The sequence below is a fragment of the Rhodoferax sp. BAB1 genome (assembly GCF_013334205.1).
Classification (GTDB): domain Bacteria; phylum Pseudomonadota; class Gammaproteobacteria; order Burkholderiales; family Burkholderiaceae_C; genus Hylemonella.
Genome location: NZ_CP054424.1, coordinates 2,345,928 through 2,363,357, shown reverse-complemented (window position 1 = coordinate 2,363,357; position 17,430 = coordinate 2,345,928). Strand labels below are relative to the sequence as shown.

Sequence of the window (17,430 nt, the reverse complement as noted above, 5' to 3'; positions counted from 1 at the left end):
GCCGGGCTTACTTGTTCTTGTCCTTGCCGCGCGGGATGACGGCGGTGACCGGCGGCATCGGGCGGTCGGAGGTGGATGTCTTGGGCGGCGAAGTGTCTTTCTTCGGTTTCTTTGCCATCTTGTTGCTGCGCTGTTCACCTTTGGCCATACGGTCCTCCATGGGTTGTGGTGCCGTCCCGGCACCGGTGCCCTGCATGGTAAGCCAGAAAGCCGCTGTCTTTACAACTGGACACGCACATCTCTTGGTGCCGCCGTGGCCTGGTGCTAGCATGGCCTTCTCCCAACCCTGCCTTGGTCTTCTCCCATGAACAGAAGCAGCAGAATCGCCCTGGCCTTCCTGGTCACCGTCGCGCTGGTCGGTCTCATCGCCTGGCTGGTCTGGCCCCAGCCGGCCCCGCCCGTGCCCCAGCCGGTGCCCATCACCCGGCCCGTCAGCGGCGCCGCCGAACTCACGGTCACGCCCGTGCCGTCCAACGACCCCATCCGCCATCCGGTGCAGGCCATCGAGACCGTCGAGCCGGCGCCCAAGCCCCTGCCCGCCCTGGGCCAGTCCGACGCACGCCTGCAGCAGGAGCTCAACGCCCTGGTGGGCCGCAAGAACGTGCAGACTTTCGTGCTGCTGGAGAGCTTCGTGCGCCGCGCGGTTGCCACCGTGGACAACCTGGGCCGCGAGCACGCCGCCCCCAGCATGTGGCCCGTGCACCCTACCTCCGGGCGTTTTGCCACGCTCAAGCAGGGCGAGGGCGAGATCATCAACCCCGACAACGGGCAGCGTTACGTGCCCCTGGTGCAGTTCATCGAATCGGTGGACAGCCGCAAGGCCGTGCAGCTGTATGCCGCGCTCTACCCCCTGTTCCAGCAGGCTTATGTGGAGCTGGGTTATCCCAAGGCCTATTTCAACGACCGCCTGGTCGCTGTCATCGACCAGCTGCTGAGCACCCCGGTGGTCGAAGGCCCGCTGGCCGTGGCCCTGGTGGACGTGAAGGGCCCCATCGCCTCCGAGCGTCCCTGGACCCGCTACGAGTTCGCCGACGAGCGGCTGCAGTCCCTGGCCGCGGGGCAGAAGATGCTGCTGCGCACCGGCCCGGCCAACCACCGCCGTCTGCGGGTCAAGCTGCTCGACATCCGCAAGCTGCTGACCAAGGCCGAGTTGCCGCCGGCCATCAAGCCCTGACGGGTCTTACAACGTCAGCATCAGCCCGGTGCGCGGATCGCTGCGCCCGGCCAGCAGTTGCTGGTAGGCCGCGCTCAGGGCCTCGGCGCCCCGGTCGGTGTGGATCACGAGCCAGGGGTGCGCGGGGTCGTTCACCTTGCGCATCAAGGCCGCCCAGGCCTCACCCAGGCGCTCTTCGAAACCCGCCGCGCCCCAGCCCTCGGGCGGTGGTGCGCTGCGCTTCTTGCCCTGGGCCGGGGCGAAAAACAGCTCGGGCCGCGGCCCGGGCAGGCCGCCGGCCCCGCCCAGCGCTTCCCAGTGGCTGCCGCCGACCGAACAGCTGTACTTCAAGGCCGGGCCGAAATGCCCGTGGATCGCGCGGCGCAGGCCGGCATCACCCGCGAAGTCGATGTAGACCGTGGGCAGGTCCGGGTCCAGGGTCGTCACATCCTCGTAGCGCAGCACCTCGCCATAACAACCCAGCCCGCGCGTGAAGTCCAGGTTGCCGGCCGAGGTGAGTCCGCGCACCGTGGGGCCACCGCTGCGGCGCGCCAGGCAGAAGGCCGTGCCGTAGGCCGTCTTGCTCGATGCGCTGGACAGCAGCAATTGGTCCGCACCGAAAAAATCCTGCTCGGCCATGAAATCGTCGATCAGGAAGGAGGTGGTGAACAGCGGCCGCAGCACGGCCTGCTGGCCTTCGAGCGCCGGGTCGTAGGCCGGGTCCGCGGCACAGTACACCAGCTGGTTGTAGACCGAGGCCAGCTCGCGCCGGTGTGCTGCGCCGTCCATGAAACCACGCGGGTTCACGCGGGTTGCCTGCACCACCAGGTGGTGGCCCATGGGCAGGTAGCCATAGACGCGCTGGCCGGTGGCCACGTCCGCGTTACGCGACTCCACCACCTCGGCAAAGCCCCAGACCGGAATGCAGCCCCAGCCCTCGGCCCCGCTGGGGAAAAACTGCCAGTACTTCATCTTGTCGCCGAAGGCGGCGTAGGTGATGTTGTTGGCCGTCAGCGCGAAGGATTGCACCCGCAGGCGGACTTCGCCCTCGGCCAGGGTCCGTGCGGCCGGGGCGTCGGGGTCGGGCAGCAGGCGGGTGGTGTGCAGGTCAGTGCGGCTGACGCAGAAACGGGTCGCAGGGGCATTCATGGCGTTTCCTTATGAAGGCCCCAGCATGCCTGCAGCCGGCCCGCGCCGCTGTCACCCAGGCGATGGCTGCGGGTTCAGGCCCGGGCCCGCAGCCCCTGCGCCAGTGCACCCAGGGCGATGCCGCCCAGCGCCCACAGCAGGTCCCAGTTGCCCGTGCCCAGGCCGGCAATTGCCGGGCCGGGGCACACGCCGCACAGGCCCCAGCCCACGCCGAACAGCGCGGCACCCATGGCGGTATCGCGGTTCCAGTTGCTGGGATGGGTGTGGAAGTAGCCGCCCAGCAGCGGGCGCTTGATGAAGCGGGGCAGCACCTGGTAAGCCAGCAGCGTCACCAGCACCGCGCCCCCCAGCACCAGCATCAGGCCCCCGTCCTGGAAGCGCAGGAAGCTCAGCACCACCTCGGGTTTCACCATGGTGGAATACGAGAGGCCGAAGCCGAACAGGGCGCCCGCCGCCAGCGTGGCCAGCGCGCTCTTGAACTTGCTGGTCTGCATCACAGGAACCTCGCCGCCAGGTTGGCCGTCAGGAAGGCCGTGGCCATGAAGGTCAGCACCGCGCCCAGCGCAGGCAGTTGCAGCGAACCCAGGCCGCAGATGCCGTGGCCCGAGGTGCAGCCATTGCCCAGCCGCGCGCCGTAACCCACGAGAAAACCGCCCAGCCCCAGCTGCCAGGCCGGCACCTGCGTGTCCTGCGCGGCACCACCGGCAAAACCCAGCCACCACACCAGCGCGCCGACGATCAGCCCGGCCGCGTAGACTAGACGCCAGCCACGGCTGTCCACGAAACGCGGTTGCTGGAAAAACGGCCGGTGGACCAGCCAGGACCAGCTGCTGGAAAACACCGTGCTCATGCCGCCGATGCGGCCGGTGAAAAGAAAAAGCAGGGACGTGCCCAGGCCGATCAGCAGGCCGCCCAGCAGGTAGTGGGTCCAGCCCAGGGGGAAAAGAGGTGTGATGAAGCTCATGGCACGGCATTATCCGCGCCGCGGCCCCTGCGAGACCGTGAACAGGCTCTTACCAGGCGGTGTCGATCGTGTCCTGGGAGGGCTGGACGGAGGGCGGCGTGGTGGTGCTGCCGCCTTCCGTGCCCAGGGCCTGGCGTTCGGCCTCGTTGAGCACGTCCAGCGGCACGGCATCGGACGGATGCGTCAGCGTGACGATGCCCACGCCCAGCTGGGGCGTGTAATCGTGGCGGCTCTGGTCGCGCCCCACCACCATCAGCGGCCGGCCCACGGTGGAGCGCAGGCGGGCCACCGTCTCGCTCACGAAGGAATCGTGCGCGTCGGTGGAGATCACCACCACGAAACAGCGCGGGTGGTACAGGCCCACCACGCAGCGGAAACCTGCCGCGCGGCGGATGCGCGCAGCCATCGCCGCCAGGATCTGGTGTTCCACCCCGTGGCCGGCTGCCTGGCCCAGCTCATAGAGGTTGCCCAGGTGCAGGCAGACCACGGTGCAGTTGCCGTGCAGCCGGGCCGTGCGCCAGAAGGCATGCTCCACCTCGGACAGCAGCACCGAGCCGGTGGGCAGGCCGGTGGCCGGGTCGGCGCCGACCTGCAGGCGCGACAGGCGCGTGAGCTGGCGTTGCTGGCGGTTGCGCACGAAGACCAGCACGCTGCAGGCCAGGAAATACAGCACCGTGAGCACGGCCGTGACGATCCAGGTGCCCAGGCCGAAACCCGGCACGTTCAGCCCGCGCAGGTACAGGCCGGTCACCAGGCCCGCCAGCAGCAGGCAGGCCAGCACCATCCAGCGCGCCAGCGGGTCGCCCAGGGTGGCGGCGCGCAGGGTGGCGATCAGGCCCAGCACCGCTGCGGCCATGTTGACGATGGCCGTGGCCAGCAGCAGTTGCGGGAAGTCCCCGGAGGGGGTGCGCGCCACCAGCACGGCCAGCACGATGGCGGCCAGGAAGAGGGCGCCGGCGCCCCAGGTGGTGATGCGGCCGACCGTGCGGTCCTCGCGGCTGCCGCCCATCCAGATGCCCAGGTAGTACAGGGCCAGGGCGCCGGCCAGCGGCCCCAGGCTGCCCTTGAGCACCTGCAGCAGCTTCATGGAGAGCTGGGGCCACAGCGCCTCGGGCAGGCCGGTCATCACCACGCAGCTCGTCCCGGCAATCACCACGAACAGCAGGTTGCGCAGCGAGCCCAGCTTGCGGTTGAGCAGGACGTCGGCCAGGCTCAAGGAGGTCAGGGTCAGCAGACCCCCCAGCATGGCGGACCAGACGGCAACTTCGGAAATGGGCATCCCGCGATTATGGGGCGGCCGCAGGGCCTGTGTTTCGTGATTTATTCACGTTTCCCGCCCCGGGGCTTTGCCGGCCGGTTCACCAGGCCGTGTCGACCCGGTCGTCGGCGGCCACAGGCCGGCGCACCTGCTCCATGGCTTCGTGCTCCACCGCGTCGATCACCTCCTGCGGCACGGCCTGGTCGGGCAGCACCGTGCGCAGGGCGATGCCCACCTGCGGCACGAAGGGCAGGCGCTGTGCCTTGTTGCCCACCACCTGCAGCGGCTGCGTCACCAGGCCCAGCAGGCGGGCGATGATGGCATCGTTGAAGGTGCGCTTGCGGTCGATGGAGAACACCACGATGAAACAGCGCGGGTGGTAGACGCCGACCACGCAGCGAAAGCCGGCGGCGCGGCGGATGCGTGCGGCCGTGGCGGCCAGGATCTGGTGGTCGCTGGCGCGGCCCAGCGTATCGCCCAGTTCGTACAGATTGCTCAGGTAGAGGCCCACCACGATGCACTGGCCGTGCAGTCGGCCGGTGCGCCAGAAAGCGTGTTCCACCTCGCTCAGCAGCTTGGCGCCGGTGGGCAGGCCGGTGACCGGGTCCCAGCCCATCTCCAGGCGCGACAGCCGCGCCAGCTGGCGCAGTTGCCGGTTGCGCACGATGATCAGCACCATCACGATCAGCACGAACAGCACCGCGCTGCTGGCGGTGAGGATGCGCGAGCCCAGGCCCAGGCCCGGCACCTTCAGCACATGCAGGTACAGGCCTGCCATCAGGGCCGTCAGCAGCAGGCAGGCCAGCACCAGCCAGCGCGCCAGCGGGTCACCCAGCACGGCGGCGCGCACGGCGATCACCATGCACAGCACCACCGCTATCGCGTTGAGGCCCGCCGTCAGCATCAGCAGGCCGTGGAAGTCCTGGACCGGCACCAGTGTGGCCAGCACCGCCATCACCATCGACGCGATCAGCATGCCGTAGGCGCCCCAGACGGTGAGGCGGTAGATCAGGTGGTCTTCGCGGTCACCGCCGGTCCAGATGCCCAGCAGGCGCAAGCCCAGGGCGCTGCTCAGCAGGCCGAAGCCGGCCTTGAGCGCCATCATCAGGCGCACCGGCAGGCCGGGGAACAGCGTCTCGGGCAGGCCGGAGAGGAAGATGCAGGCGCTGCTGATTGCGAAGATCAGCAGCATGTTGCGCACGGCGCCCAGGGTGCGTGTCACCACGGTATCGGCGCCGGCCAGCAGGACCAGCGACAACAGCCCGCCGGTCATGACGGCCCAGACGGTGTGCTCTGCCATGTTCATGCGCCGATTATCGTCATTCGGCCACGCCCTGGCGAGGCTGCAGCGTGAAGGAATTGGCAAGCCGCAGAAGAATCGTTGCTATGAAAACCGCAGCAGCGGGCCGTGGGCCGGCAGGCGGTAGCCCCGGGGGGACCCGGCGGCTCAGAGCGCGGCCGGTCTCGTGGTGATGCCCAGGCTGTTGCCGGGGATGGTCATGATCTCGTCTTCCGGCATGCCGTCCCGGGTGGGCGGCCCCAGGGCCAGCCGCTCGGCATCGTTGATGACGTCCATGGGGTCGGCGTGGGCCGCGTTGAGCGTGACGACCCCCAGGCCCAGGCGCGGCCAGAAATCCCGGGTGCTGCCGTCCGGGCCCACCACGGGCAGGGGCTGCGTGGCCAGGGCGCGCAGGCGCGTCACCGTCAGGCTGACGTACTGGCGGCGCTGGAAGGCGGAGATCACCACCACGAAACAGCGCGGGTGGTACAGCCCCACCACGCAGCGAAAACCGGCCGCGCGGCGGATGCGCGCGGCCATGCCCGCCAGGATCTGCTGCTCCGCCTGCGGCCCGCCCGCTTCAGCGGGCGCATACAGATGGTTCAGGCGCAGGCAGACCACCGTGCATTCACCGTTCAGGCGGGCCGTGCGCCAGAAGGTGTGCGCCACCTCGGCCAGCAGCAGGGAGCCGGTGGGCAGGCCCGTGGCCGGGTCGGTGCGGGCCTGCAGCGAGGCCAGGCGGTCCAGCTCCCGGCTTTGCCGGATGCGCTTGATGACCACGATGGAGCCGACCAGGAAATAGGCCACCGTGCACACCGCCGTCAGGATCCAGGTGCCCAGGCCGAAGCCCCGCACGTTCAGGCTGCGCACCCACAGCCCCAGCACCTCGATGACCAGGCAGATACCGGCCAGCACCACCCAGGGGGCCAGCGGGTCGCCCAGCAGCGCCGCCCGGATCGATGTGGCCAGGCCCAGCAGCACGGCGATCACGGTGGCGACCGCGGTGGCATGCAGCATCTGGTGGATGTCCGCGCCGGCCAGAAGCAGGGCGCCCAGCAGCAGCGCCGTCAGCAGCATGGCGGTGGAGCCCCAGGTGGTGAGGCGGTGCGTGACCGGATCCACCTCGGCGCCGCCCAGCCAGATCCCCAGGTAATACAGCACCAGGGACGCACTCAGCGGCCCCGTGCAGACCTTGAGCAGGTTCAGCCAGTCCTCGGGCAGGCCGGGGAACAGCGTCTCGGGCAGGCCGGTGCGCACCAGGCTGCTGGCGCCGGTGACGACCACGAACACCAGGTACCGCAGGGAATTGATGTTGCGGGTGGCCAGGGCATTGGCCGTGGCCACCGCCGCCAGGGTCAGCAGAGCTCCCAGCATGGCGGACCAGACGACGAATTCTGTAGTTTCCACTCTTTCATTATCGGTGGCGTGCTTACGCCGAACGGACAGCGCCCGCCGGGTGTCAGTCGGACCGTTGCCAGACCAGCAGCAGGTTGTTGGCCGGCATGCTGTGGCGTACCGCGAGCCGCAGGCCGGCAGCGCGTGCCTGGTCTTCCACGTCCTCGCGGCGCCGGATGCCCCAGTCCGGGTTCTGCGCGCGCAGCGTGGCATCGAACTTCAGGTTGCCCTCCGAAGTGGGTACTTCGTCCTCCAGATAGGGACCGTAAGTCACCAGCCGCCCGCCCGGCGCCAGCAGGCGCGCCGCGCCGCGCATCAGCCCGGCACAGCAGGCCCAGGGTGCGATGTGCAGCATGTTGGCGTTGTAGATCAGGTCCTGCGGCTCGTGCCCGATGGGCCAGGCGTCGGACAGCACGTTGAGCAGCTGCGGCGGCTGCACGTTGACCAGCCGCGCCTCGGTGATGCGCACCATGATGTCGGGAAAGAGATCGGCCGTCAGGTCCGTGGGCTGCCAGGTCCACAGCGGCAGGTGCGCGGCGAACCAGGCCACGTGCTGGCCCGTGCCGCAGCTGATCTCCAGCGCATGGCCCTCCTCGGGCAGCAGCGTGCGCAGCACCTCCAGGATGGGCTGCTTGTTGCGCTCGGCCGCGGCGCTGAAGGCGAGTTCATTCATGGTCATGGCGATTTCCATCATGGCACAGGGAGAAGATCCGGGGAGAGACGCATGGTGCCAGCAAGCGGCCGCCCGGGCTTCCCATGAACATGGGGTGTACTCTCGAATCGTGCCCGTCGCCGGCCTGCCCGGACCGCACTGCGCTAGCATCGCGCATGAGTTCCCATTACGAAAGCGTGTCCAACGCCGCGCTGTACCCCGAGGCCTTCAACGTGGCCGCCCCCCTGCCGCCCGTAGGGCGCGAGATCTGGCCGCGCCAGCCGGGGGTCTTCATCCGTCCCGTGGCGGACCAGGAGCCGGCGGCAGAGTCCCGGGCCCCGCGCGAGCTGGTGGCCGGGCAGTTCGGCCTGGTGCCGCGCTGGGTCAAGTCGGCCTCGGACGCCAAGCTGCGCTCCACCAAGCTGGTCAACGCCCGTGCCGACACCGTGAGCACCTCCAGCAACTTCCGCGAGGCCTGGCTGGCCGGGCAGCGCTGCATCGTGCCCATGACGGCCTTCCTGGAGGACGACTGGCGCAGCGGCAAGGCCGTGCCCACCCGCATCGCCCGGGTGGACGGCAAGCCCATGGGTGTGGCCGGCCTGTGGGAGCGCTGGAGCGGCGCCGAGGGTGAGGTCATCGTCAGCTACACCCTGCTCACGGTGAACGCCAACAGCCACGCCCTGATGCACCGCTACCAGCAGCCCGGCAGCGACAAGAGCATGCCGGTCATCCTGAACGAAGGCGCCTGGGACGCCTGGCTGGGCGCCCCCGTGGAGAAGGCGCGGGAGTTCCTGCGGGCCTACCCGGCTCAGCAGCTCCTGGCCAACCCGGTCGAGAAAAAACGCTGAGCCTCACGCCCGCGCAGGGGCAGAGGCCTCAGTGCGTCACGAACTCGTAGCTGACTTCTTCGCTCTCCACCATGTCCAGGATGTCGTTCAGCGCCTCGTCGCTGTCCGTGCTGCGCCAGGTGTCTTCGGGGTCGTCGGCAAACAGGGGCTCGATCGCCAGGTCCAGGAATTGACCGTTGGGCAGCTTCAGCACGGGCGTGCCCTCGGAGGTCTGGACCAGCTCCCAGTCGCCGGGCACGGTCATCTCCAGATTGATCTGGACCTTGAGTTTTTTCATGGTGCTTCCTTGTGTATCAGGCCGCGAGCTTAGCCCAGGGGCGGGTCGTTCAATCTGGCGCTCAGCTCCCTGGCGTCCGGCACACTGAACGCGGTGTTGTGCCTGTCGGTATAGGGCCCGCCCCCGGGGACCAGCTGGCCCGCGGCGTCGTAACCGATGGCCTTGAACTTCCAGACCGCGCCGATGCGCTTGAGGTTGCCTATGTGCACGCCATCGGGTGCGTGCACGCTGTAGACGTCCGGGTTGACGGGGCGCAGGGTGAAGGTGCTCATGGATGTTCGTCAGCTCAAGCCTGCCAGACCCCGAAACCGGCCGAGCGCAGGTCGATGCCGATCTCGATTTCCTTGTCCACGGCGTCGTCGTAGCGCATGGGGTTGAAGCCCTCGTACAGATCGGGCAGCAGGCGCAGGCCGTATTTCGTCACATAGCTGTTGGCCTGGATGCCGGCCATGTGCTTGTCGAAACGCACATCCGGGTCCAGGCCCGTCATGCCCACGTAGACACAGGGCTTGCCGTCCACGTAGTTGGGGTTGTTCTTTTTGAACCTGGTTTCAAACAGCACGTCCTTCGACAGCTCGATGACGTAGACGTGGTAGTGGGGGCGGCGGGCCATGGTGCAGGGGCGGTGGATGCCCGCCATTATTGATGCGGGCCGCAAGCCACGGTAGCGGCGCGTGCTGCGGCCGCTTTTCTGCAGAAAACCACGGCACCGCGCCAAAGCGGTAATAGTTCGCATCGCTATCGCAGCGAAGCGTGAACTACGCACGCGCGGGGGGATGCCAGATGCGCGCAGGCTGCCCATACTGCCTCCATAAGCCTCTGGAGGAGCACATCATGAAGTTCACCGCCCTGTTAGTCACTGCCGCCGCGCTGGCCGCGGGTGGGCCCGCGTGGTCCGATACGGCGGGCCATCCAACGTCGGCCGACACATGGTTGGCACGGCGCCAGGCGCAGGAGCAGCAGGACGAGGCCCGCTACCGGGTCTGCGACGCGCAGCGCGTCGACAACCCGGCCACCCGCAGCATCGATTTCACCGCCGACGGCCGCCGCTGCCTGATCGCCGCGCTGGGCCAGGCCGGCTCCGTGCAGGGTGCGCTGGTGCTGCTGCGCAATGCCTCCGTAGCCCTGCGCAAGAATCCCTCAGACGAGGCGCTGCGCCAGGCGGCGCAACGCGCCGTGGAGCGGGCCCGCGCGCAACTGGGTGCCGAGATGATGGCGTTGCGTGAACGCTTCCGGGAAGAAGCCGCCGCGCTGGACCTGGCCGAGTTTTCCATCCATCTCCCGCAGCTGCATGAGCAGCAGCAGCGGTGGCGGCTGGAGACCTACCTGGCAGCCTTGCAGGCGCCGCCTCTGGACTGAGCCTGAGCCGGCTCACAGCGCGCGCCTTCACTTGCGGCGCAGCGTGCCCGCCAGGTCCGTGCCCGGCGCCACGGTATTGAAGACCGTGCCGTACTTCTTCACGTTCTCGTGCAGCAGGGCCAGGCGCTGCTCGCTCTCGTCCGTGTCCACGATGATCTCGTAGCGGATGCTCTCCATCTTGGGCGGCACGTCCTGGCGCACGCCGTCCACCACCACCTCCACGCTGCGCAGCTGGAACTTCAGGATGGGCACCACCCGCTCGATGCCCTTGACCATGCAGGCCGAGAGCGCGGCCAGCAGCAGCTCGGCCGGGTTGAAGGCCGCGGGGTTGCCGGCCAGGTCGGTGTCCAGCGCGATCTCGGCCTGCTTGCAGGTGGCGCGGCTGCTGTGGGTGTCCACGCGGCGGGTTTCCACGTGGAAGGTCATCTTGGTGGGAGCGGAGGTCATGGGAAAGTCGCTTTGGCCGGAGTCACGTAGTTTGCATCCGACCCCGCCAATAGCCGGGCTTGCGATGCTGGTGAGAAATGGCGATGACCAGCAGATCATCGCCATCCACACTGTAGATGACGCTGTACGGAAAGCGACTGAGCCGGCAACGCCGTGTCTGCGGGCTCAAGGGATGCCAGGCTTGCGGGTGACGGGTGATGAGGGTAATGGTCTTGAGCGTCTCGACCAGGAAGGCATCGCCCAGACCGGGGGCCTGAGCCGCGTACCAGGCGATGGCTTCGTCGAGTTCGTGCTGGGCGGGCGCCAGCAGCTTGACATTCATGCGCCTGAGGTTTTGACCGTGTACTTGCCCAGCACCTCGGCCAGCGGCAGTGCGCTGATCTCGCCCCGGCGATAGGCGGCCAGCCGGTCCTCGGCTTCTTTGGCCCAGAGCGCGTCCAGATTCGGGTCCGGCGTGTCCAGCGTGTCCAGGATGCGCTCGACCAGCTCCATGCGCTCGGCCGGTGGCAACTGGGCGGCCTGCTGGCTCAGGGACTCGGCTGTTTGTGACATGGCGGACTCCATACGGGCGGGCAATATCCGGACTATAGCGATTCGGGCCAAATCACTCCTCGATCTTCACGCCCTTCCAGAAGGCCACGCGGCCCTGGATCAGATGGGCTTCGGGCTTGGGCTCGGGGTAGTACCAGACGGCGTCGGGCAGCATGTCGCCGTTGACCATGAGCGCGTAGTAATGCGCCTCGCCCTTCCAGGGGCAGGTGGTCTTGTGGTTGCTGAAGGTGACGTACTCGCGCTTGAGCGTGTGCTCGGGGAAGTAGTGGTTGCCCTCCACCAGCACGGTGTCGTCACTCTCGGCGATAACGGTGTTGTTCCAGGTGGCTTTCATGATGTCGAATATTTATGGAAGTGCGAAGGACTCGTATCTATACCGGCATGCTCTTCGTTTAATAGTTTGCTGAAATAAAAGCCAACTCCGGAATCACCTGTGACGCACGTGGGATCATCGTTTTTGTTGAGTGCGCTGGTCTTCAATTCTCCCGACTGATCGTTGCAGCTGTTCGACTTGCGTGCTCGTACGTACGGCGTCGATTTTTAGCTTATCCACAGAGGTCTTCACCTCTTTGACGTCGCTACTTAGAACATCAACTTTGGCATCCAGTCTGGTTGCGAACACCAAAACCGTTGCGATCACAGCGCCTATTCCAGCTAGTATTTCCCAATGATGCTTTATCCATCTGGAGACCACGCCGTTTGTAGGCTCGACTGAATATTTTCCCGGTTCTAATTCGGTTCCTACATCGTAGGTTCCGCCTAACTCGTAGTCATCAGTAGAAATTCTTGTCGCGTCTGACGGGCTACTCCGACTTGGGCGGACAGTCCCAGATGTGTCGGCGGCGCTAATTATTCGGCTAGCCGCCGCTTTTGGAGGCGCGGACTGCCGTTTAGGGCCCTTCTTAGCCGCCATTTTCTAGTCCAACAGTTTTGGCTTTTTCTCGGAAGATGGCAAGTTGCTTCTTGTACTTTTCGCTCACCGCCCTAATTGCGGCGTCTATTTTTTCCTCTAGCAACGGCGCGTAGTAGCGCTGAACATCAAGCATGAGGTTTATCTCGTGCTTGGCACTGTGATCAGTATCAACTTCCCCATCGTAGTACGTTTCAAGAACGTTCCAGAAATCCTCGGTTCGAAAGTCGGGGATGCCCGTCGTTGCCGTGATTGGATGTCGTTGCTCAAACTGAAGCTGAAACTTCGCAGGAAATCCATCTGTTTTGAAGTGTGTGATCTTCTCGATTAGCTCTCTGCTCGGTTGGTCAGTTTTTGATGGGAAACGATACTCACAGACTATTCCAATCCTTCGCACATCACGAATTTTTAAGGCTGCATTCACAACCGAGAAAAGCGATATGAACCGATCGATTTCGGCGTCAATGTCGAGAGTTGAATCTGAGTCGTAATAGTCCACCGAGAACTGCACGTCTTTCACGCCCGCGAATAAAGTGTGTTTCTCGCCTATCAATCGGAAGTGAGATTTGTCGGCCGCCTGCTCTACAGTCTTGAAAAGACCTTTGGTGGTTTTCGATCGCTCTGCAGATGCAAGCAAATCATCGACCAATGAGCCTGCCCAAGTACTAAAGCGGAACATCGACTTTGCAGGACGAAGACCGACTGTGAATTTAAGTGGTTTCATGTCTGAAAAGATCTATAGGAAGTTGTCGCAGTCTACTAAGGCGTGGGCTTTACTTTCCCCAACTATCCTTCAATCCGGTCACCCGGTTGAAGACGGGCTTACCCTTGCTATGGTTCAGTCGGTCCGCCACACAAGGCGCTAGCGCCTTGCGGCGCAGGCTCACTTCGCGCAGCGAAGTTACGCCGTAGCCAAAATAACCATGCCGCTCGAACTGGAACTTGTCGTCCGCCGCTGCCTGGGCCAGTGAGGGCTCCACATAGGCGGTGACGGTCTTGAGGCTCTCGGGGTTCAGGCTGGCCAGGAAGTCCTTGCCGCCCGCATCGGGTTGCGCATCCGTGAACAGGCGGTCATACAGGCGCACCTCGGCGGCCACGCCGTCGGCCACGGCCACCCAGGTGATGGCGGCCTTGGCCTTGACCGTATGTGAGACGTTCATTTGCACTTCAAGCGCTTGTAGGAGTAGCCGCCACAAGCTTGGCCTTGGCCATCTGCGCCATTCTCACAAACTGTGAGCATTGCTCCACCCACTGCAGTCTTTGCGCGTAGCTCAGTTGGGCGAATGCGCGCAGGCGTTCGTCGCTGACGTAGTAGGTTCGGTTGTCGCGCAGTGGGGTGGCGGCGCTGTTGCTCATGGGTTTTGCAGGCGTTTGAGGTGTTCTATGTCGGCCAAGTCGATGGGTCTGGCCACACTTTGCTTGAGTGCGATCAAGTCGTCAATGCTGGCCAGCTTGACAGGAACGCCCGCCACGTCGAGCTGCAAGGCGCGCTGGCACATGCTTGCGGGGTCGACCGGGGGGAATAGCAGCACATCCAGCGTCACGCCTGCCATGTCCTCGCTGCGCAGCGAAAAGGCCTGCAGGTTGCGCTGGGTGTGCCATTGCCTCAGGGTTTCAATGTCGCTGAGCGTTTCCAGTGGCACTGGCAACATGGGGCTCAGGCGCAGCTCTTTGGCGGCTTCTATCAGGTGCTGCAGGTTGACGGGCGATATGACCACGCACACGTCGATATCCATGGTGTTGCGCTCAACCCCGTGCAGGGCGACGGCCAAACCGCCGATCAAAACGTACTCAACCTTATGGCGATCCAGCGCTGAGAAAAGGTCGAGGTAGAACATGGCTTATTTGCCCCAGCTGTCTTTCAAGCCCGTCACCCGGTTGAAGACGGGCATGCCGGCCTGGTGATCCTTGCGGTCCGCCACAAAGTAGCCATGCCGCTCAAACTGGAACTTGTCGTCCGCCGCAGCCTGGGCCAGTGAGGGCTCCACATAGGCGGTGACGGTCTTCAGGCTGTCCGGGTTCAGGCTGGCCAGGAAGTCCTTGCCACCGGCATCGGGTTGCGCGTCGGTGAACAGGCGGTCGTACAGGCGCACCTCGGCGGCCACGCCGTCGGCCACGGCCACCCAGGTGATGGCGGCCTTGGCCTTGACGCTGTCGGCGCCGGGGGTGCCGCTCTTGGTGCCGGGGATGACCTTGGCGTGCACCTCGGTCACCTTGCCCGCCGCATCACGCTGGCAGCCGGTGCACTCGATCACGTAGCCACCCTTGAGGCGCACCACATTGCCGGGGAACAAACGCTTGTAGCCCTTGGGCGCCACTTCCTCGAAGTCTTCGCGTTCGATCCACACCTCGCGGCCGATCAGGAAGCGGCGCAGCGCGGGGGCCACCTGGCCTTCTTCCACATGGGGCAGGGCGGGCAGGGTGCATTCCTCGGTGTAGTCGGCGCTGCCAAAGGCCTCGGCCCAGTTGGTGAGCACCAGTTTCACCGGGTCCAGCACGGCCATGCCGCGGTGGGCCTTGCTCTCCAGGTCTTCGCGCAGGCAGCCTTCGAGCGTGGAGTAGTCGATCCAGGAATAGTCTTTGGTGACACCGATGCGTTCGGCAAAGAGCTGGATGCTCTCGGGCGTGTAGCCGCGGCGGCGCAGGCCGACGATGGTGGGCATGCGCGGGTCGTCCCAGCCGCTCACACGGCCTTCCGTCACCAGCTGGGCCAGCTTGCGTTTGCTGGTGATCACGTAGGTGAGGTTGAGGCGCGCGAATTCATGCTGGTGCGGCAGCAGGAAGACGTTGGGGCGCTGGCCGTCCAGGGCATGGGCCAGCAGGGGGGTGAACTGCGCAGTGTCCTTCTTGAGCAGGGCGAAGAAGGCGGGCAGGTCGTGCAGCACGGCGTCGGGGTTGTGGCCCCACTTGGCAAACATCGCGCGCAGCTGCGCTTCGGCCTCGCTGGCAAAGAGCTTGTCGGCGTGGTTGTGGCAGTGCAGGGCAAATTCCTTGCCGGCTTCCAGGCCCTGGCCTTCGATTTTCTCGATCAGCTCTTTTGCATGCGCAAACTGCGGCGTGCGCAGGATGGGGACGATGCGCTCCAGTGTCCAGTCGTAAAACGGGCGCTGGTCTTCGAACTCCAGCGTGCAGATGCTGTGGGTGATGTTCTCCAGCGCGTCCTCGATGGGGTGGGCAAAGGAGTACATGGGGTAGATGCACCAGGCGTCACCCGTGTTGTGGTGGGTGGCACGGCGGATGCGGTAGATGGCCGGGTCGCGCAGGTTGATATTCGGGCTGGCCATGCTGATCTTGGCGCGCAGCACCATGCTGCCGTCCGCATGCTTGCCGGCGCGCATTTCGCGGAAGCGGGTCAGATTTTCAGCTGGCGTGCGGGTGCGGAAGGGGCTGTCGGTGCCGGGTTTGCCGAAGTCGCCACGGTTGGCGCGCATTTCCTCGGGGGTCTGCTCGTCCACATAGGCGTGGCCGGTTTCCACCAGGTACTCGGCGGCGCGGTACATGAAGTCGAAGTAGTTGCTGGCGTAGTACAGGTGGCTGTCGCCATGCGCCTCCCAGCCGAAGCCCAGCCATTTCACCGCGTCGGTGATGGCGTCCACATACTCCTGCTCTTCCTTCTCGGGGTTGGTGTCGTCGAAGCGCATGTGGCAGACGCCGCCGTAGTCGCGCGCCAGGCCGAAGTTCAGGCAGATGCTCTTGGCGTGGCCCACGTGCAGGTAGCCGTTGGGTTCGGGCGGGAAGCGGGTGCGGATGCGGGCGGGGTCGGGCTGGCCTTTTTCCTGCAGGCTGGCCTCACCCGGCTGGTGGGCCCAGCGGCGGCCGCTGTAGGTGCCGGCGGCCAGGTCGTGCTCGATGATCTGGCGCAGGAAGTTGCTGGCCTTGGCCGGCTCCTGGGATTTGTCCTTGTTTTCGGGAATTCTTGGCGTGCTCATGGAGCAATTCTAGACGGCCCCCCCCGGGGCGAGCCCGCGTTGCTAGGATGTCCGGCTCAGGAGGGCACCATGAGCGAACTGCATAGCAAGAGCGTGACCATTTCCCAGACCGATCTGAACGGCGCCGTGCGCGACGGCCTGATCACCAGCACCCAGTCCAAGCTGCTCTGGGAGCGCTGGGTGTTGCATACCCGGGCCCAGACCACGGTGCCGGCCGATCTGGCCAGCGGGCCGCGCTTTTCTTTCACCAACGTGCTGTATTACTTCGGCGGTATGGTGGCCATCGGCGCCATGACGCTGTTCATGACGCTGGGCTGGCAGCAGTTCGGCGACTGGGGCCTGCTGGCCATTGCCCTGGGCTACCTGGTGGCCAGCCTGGCGGTGGCGGACCACCTCAAGGGCCGGGGCCTGCACACGCCGGCCGGCATCCTGGCCACGCTGGCGGTGTGCCTGGTGCCGCTGGCGCTATGGGCCCTGCAAAGCGGCCTGGGCCTGTGGCCGCCGGGCGGGCCCAGTAGCTACCGGGCCTATCACACGCACATCGACTGGCGCTGGCTCACGCTGGAGTTCGGCACGCTGGCCGCCGCGCTGGTGATGCTGTGGCGCTATCGCCTGCCTTTCATGGTGATGCCGGTGGCGGTGACGGTCTGGTACATGTACATGGACGTGGCCAGCCTGCTCATGCAGCAGGCCGGCTTTGAATACCGGTTCATGCGCGACATGTCCCTGGTCTTCGGCATAGCCACCTGTCTGCTGGCCCTATGGGTGGACGTGCGCAGCCGCCTGGCCAGCGGCGAGTGGCGGCAGGACTTTGCCTTCTGGCTCTACATCTTCGGCGCCCTGATGTTCTGGGGCGGCCTGAGCCTGCAGGATTCGGGCACGCAGCTGGGCAAGGCGATCTACGCGCTGATCAACGTGGGCCTGATCCTGCTGGGCGCGGCCATTGGCCGGCGGGTCTTCACCGTGCTGGGGGCCCTGGGGGTGGCGGGTTACCTGGGTTATCTGTCGTACCGGGTGTTCCGCGACAGCATGCTGTTTCCGTTTGCGCTCACTCTCCTGGGGCTGGCCGTGATTGCACTGGGGATCTGGTGGCAGCGCCACGAAAAGGTGATCGAGGCGCGGCTGGGCGCCTGGCTGCCGGCGGGGCTGCGGCCGCGCTGATATATAAGCCGCGACTTCAATAGCTGGGTTACATCTCGTAACCTCCTTCACCGGCGCTTCGCAGCCGGGCGGGGGGTGAAGGCGTTGTGGGTACAGG

The 17,430-nt window shown here is 65.9% G+C and carries 23 protein-coding genes and 1 pseudogene; 4 read left to right on the top strand and 20 right to left on the bottom strand.

What is annotated here, in order from left to right; all coding sequences use genetic code 11:
• Positions 1 to 7: 7 nt before the first annotated feature.
• Positions 8 to 148, bottom strand: a complete 141-nt coding sequence (locus HTY51_RS11270) for a hypothetical protein (protein WP_174252829.1) — start codon at positions 146 to 148, stop codon at positions 8 to 10.
• Between the two features lie 156 nt (positions 149 to 304).
• On the opposite strand from HTY51_RS11270, the gene HTY51_RS11265 reads away from it, so the two are divergent.
• On the top strand, positions 305 to 1,174 hold the full coding sequence (locus HTY51_RS11265; RefSeq protein WP_174252828.1) for a DUF3014 domain-containing protein: 870 nt from the start codon (positions 305 to 307) through the stop codon (positions 1,172 to 1,174).
• Positions 1,175 to 1,180: 6 nt separating this feature from the next.
• Here HTY51_RS11265 and HTY51_RS11260 read toward each other — a convergent pair whose 3' ends face one another.
• The 7 genes from HTY51_RS11260 to HTY51_RS11230 form a co-directional block, all read right to left on the bottom strand.
• Complete coding sequence (locus HTY51_RS11260) at positions 1,181 to 2,302, bottom strand: DUF2855 family protein (RefSeq protein WP_174252827.1); 1,122 nt, start codon at positions 2,300 to 2,302, stop codon at positions 1,181 to 1,183.
• 74 nt (positions 2,303 to 2,376) lie between these two features.
• A complete protein-coding gene (locus tag HTY51_RS11255) occupies positions 2,377 to 2,796 on the bottom strand; it encodes a DUF6691 family protein (RefSeq protein WP_174252826.1) in 420 nt (139 codons plus the stop codon).
• Complete coding sequence (locus HTY51_RS11250) at positions 2,796 to 3,266, bottom strand: YeeE/YedE family protein (RefSeq protein ID WP_174252825.1); 471 nt, start codon at positions 3,264 to 3,266, stop codon at positions 2,796 to 2,798. The genes HTY51_RS11255 and HTY51_RS11250 overlap by 1 nt, the downstream gene beginning before the upstream one ends.
• A gap of 49 nt (positions 3,267 to 3,315) precedes the next feature.
• Entirely contained in the window at positions 3,316 to 4,545 is a 1,230-nt protein-coding gene (locus tag HTY51_RS11245) for a diguanylate cyclase domain-containing protein (RefSeq protein ID WP_174252824.1), read from the bottom strand.
• A 79-nt stretch (positions 4,546 to 4,624) separates the two neighbouring features.
• Positions 4,625 to 5,830, bottom strand: coding sequence for a hypothetical protein (locus HTY51_RS11240; RefSeq protein WP_174252823.1), 1,206 nt, complete (start codon positions 5,828 to 5,830; stop codon positions 4,625 to 4,627).
• 141 nt (positions 5,831 to 5,971) lie between these two features.
• Positions 5,972 to 7,210 (bottom strand): GGDEF domain-containing protein, encoded by a 1,239-nt coding sequence (locus HTY51_RS11235; protein ID WP_174252822.1) that lies wholly within the window; start codon positions 7,208 to 7,210, stop codon positions 5,972 to 5,974.
• Positions 7,211 to 7,262: 52 nt separating this feature from the next.
• Positions 7,263 to 7,892, bottom strand: a complete 630-nt coding sequence (locus tag HTY51_RS11230; RefSeq protein ID WP_254606863.1) for a DUF938 domain-containing protein — start codon at positions 7,890 to 7,892, stop codon at positions 7,263 to 7,265.
• 134 nt (positions 7,893 to 8,026) lie between these two features.
• Between HTY51_RS11230 and HTY51_RS11225 the strand changes: the two genes are divergently transcribed.
• Complete coding sequence (locus HTY51_RS11225; RefSeq protein ID WP_174252821.1) at positions 8,027 to 8,698, top strand: SOS response-associated peptidase; 672 nt, start codon at positions 8,027 to 8,029, stop codon at positions 8,696 to 8,698.
• Positions 8,699 to 8,726: 28 nt separating this feature from the next.
• On the opposite strand, the gene HTY51_RS11220 is transcribed toward HTY51_RS11225, so the two are convergent.
• From HTY51_RS11220 to HTY51_RS11210, 3 genes are read right to left on the bottom strand one after another with little or no spacing between them, the layout of a single operon-like run.
• Positions 8,727 to 8,975, bottom strand: coding sequence for a hypothetical protein (locus tag HTY51_RS11220; protein ID WP_174252820.1), 249 nt, complete (start codon positions 8,973 to 8,975; stop codon positions 8,727 to 8,729).
• A 29-nt stretch (positions 8,976 to 9,004) separates the two neighbouring features.
• Positions 9,005 to 9,247: a hypothetical protein gene (locus HTY51_RS11215; RefSeq protein ID WP_174252819.1), complete on the bottom strand. Its 243-nt coding sequence runs from the start codon at positions 9,245 to 9,247 to the stop codon at positions 9,005 to 9,007.
• A gap of 14 nt (positions 9,248 to 9,261) precedes the next feature.
• Positions 9,262 to 9,588: a hypothetical protein gene (locus HTY51_RS11210; RefSeq protein WP_174252818.1), complete on the bottom strand. Its 327-nt coding sequence runs from the start codon at positions 9,586 to 9,588 to the stop codon at positions 9,262 to 9,264.
• Positions 9,589 to 9,809: 221 nt separating this feature from the next.
• On the opposite strand from HTY51_RS11210, the gene HTY51_RS11205 reads away from it, so the two are divergent.
• Positions 9,810 to 10,334 carry a hypothetical protein gene (locus HTY51_RS11205; protein WP_174252817.1) on the top strand — a complete coding sequence of 175 codons (525 nt, stop codon included), beginning with the start codon at positions 9,810 to 9,812 and terminating at the stop codon, positions 10,332 to 10,334.
• 27 nt (positions 10,335 to 10,361) lie between these two features.
• Here HTY51_RS11205 and HTY51_RS11200 read toward each other — a convergent pair whose 3' ends face one another.
• The 9 genes and pseudogenes from HTY51_RS11200 to HTY51_RS11160 all read right to left on the bottom strand — a co-directional run bounded on the left by HTY51_RS11200 (position 10,362) and on the right by HTY51_RS11160 (position 16,172).
• Positions 10,362 to 10,781 (bottom strand): OsmC family protein, encoded by a 420-nt coding sequence (locus tag HTY51_RS11200; RefSeq protein WP_174252816.1) that lies wholly within the window; start codon positions 10,779 to 10,781, stop codon positions 10,362 to 10,364.
• Positions 10,782 to 10,803: 22 nt separating this feature from the next.
• Complete coding sequence (locus HTY51_RS11195) at positions 10,804 to 11,103, bottom strand: type II toxin-antitoxin system RelE/ParE family toxin (RefSeq protein ID WP_174252815.1); 300 nt, start codon at positions 11,101 to 11,103, stop codon at positions 10,804 to 10,806.
• Positions 11,100 to 11,333 (bottom strand): addiction module protein, encoded by a 234-nt coding sequence (locus HTY51_RS11190; protein WP_174252814.1) that lies wholly within the window; start codon positions 11,331 to 11,333, stop codon positions 11,100 to 11,102. Before HTY51_RS11190 ends, HTY51_RS11195 begins: the two co-directional genes overlap by 4 nt.
• Before the next feature lie 52 nt (positions 11,334 to 11,385).
• Positions 11,386 to 11,667, bottom strand: a complete 282-nt coding sequence (locus tag HTY51_RS11185; RefSeq protein ID WP_057675205.1) for a DUF427 domain-containing protein — start codon at positions 11,665 to 11,667, stop codon at positions 11,386 to 11,388.
• A 568-nt stretch (positions 11,668 to 12,235) separates the two neighbouring features.
• A complete protein-coding gene (locus HTY51_RS11180; RefSeq protein WP_174252813.1) occupies positions 12,236 to 12,967 on the bottom strand; it encodes a hypothetical protein in 732 nt (243 codons plus the stop codon).
• A gap of 49 nt (positions 12,968 to 13,016) precedes the next feature.
• Positions 13,017 to 13,388, bottom strand: a pseudogene (locus tag HTY51_RS11175) (hypothetical protein); the annotation flags it as partial.
• A 22-nt stretch (positions 13,389 to 13,410) separates the two neighbouring features.
• Positions 13,411 to 13,599, bottom strand: coding sequence for a hypothetical protein (locus tag HTY51_RS11170; RefSeq protein ID WP_174252812.1), 189 nt, complete (start codon positions 13,597 to 13,599; stop codon positions 13,411 to 13,413).
• Complete coding sequence (locus HTY51_RS11165; RefSeq protein ID WP_174252811.1) at positions 13,596 to 14,081, bottom strand: DUF6036 family nucleotidyltransferase; 486 nt, start codon at positions 14,079 to 14,081, stop codon at positions 13,596 to 13,598. Before HTY51_RS11165 ends, HTY51_RS11170 begins: the two co-directional genes overlap by 4 nt.
• A 3-nt stretch (positions 14,082 to 14,084) precedes the next feature.
• Complete coding sequence (locus HTY51_RS11160) at positions 14,085 to 16,172, bottom strand: glutamine--tRNA ligase (protein ID WP_174252810.1); 2,088 nt, start codon at positions 16,170 to 16,172, stop codon at positions 14,085 to 14,087.
• Between the two features lie 69 nt (positions 16,173 to 16,241).
• Here HTY51_RS11160 and HTY51_RS11155 point away from each other — a divergent pair, with 69 nt between their 5' ends.
• Positions 16,242 to 17,333, top strand: a complete 1,092-nt coding sequence (locus HTY51_RS11155) for a DUF2157 domain-containing protein (protein ID WP_174252809.1) — start codon at positions 16,242 to 16,244, stop codon at positions 17,331 to 17,333.
• The last annotated feature ends 97 nt before the right edge of the window (positions 17,334 to 17,430 follow it).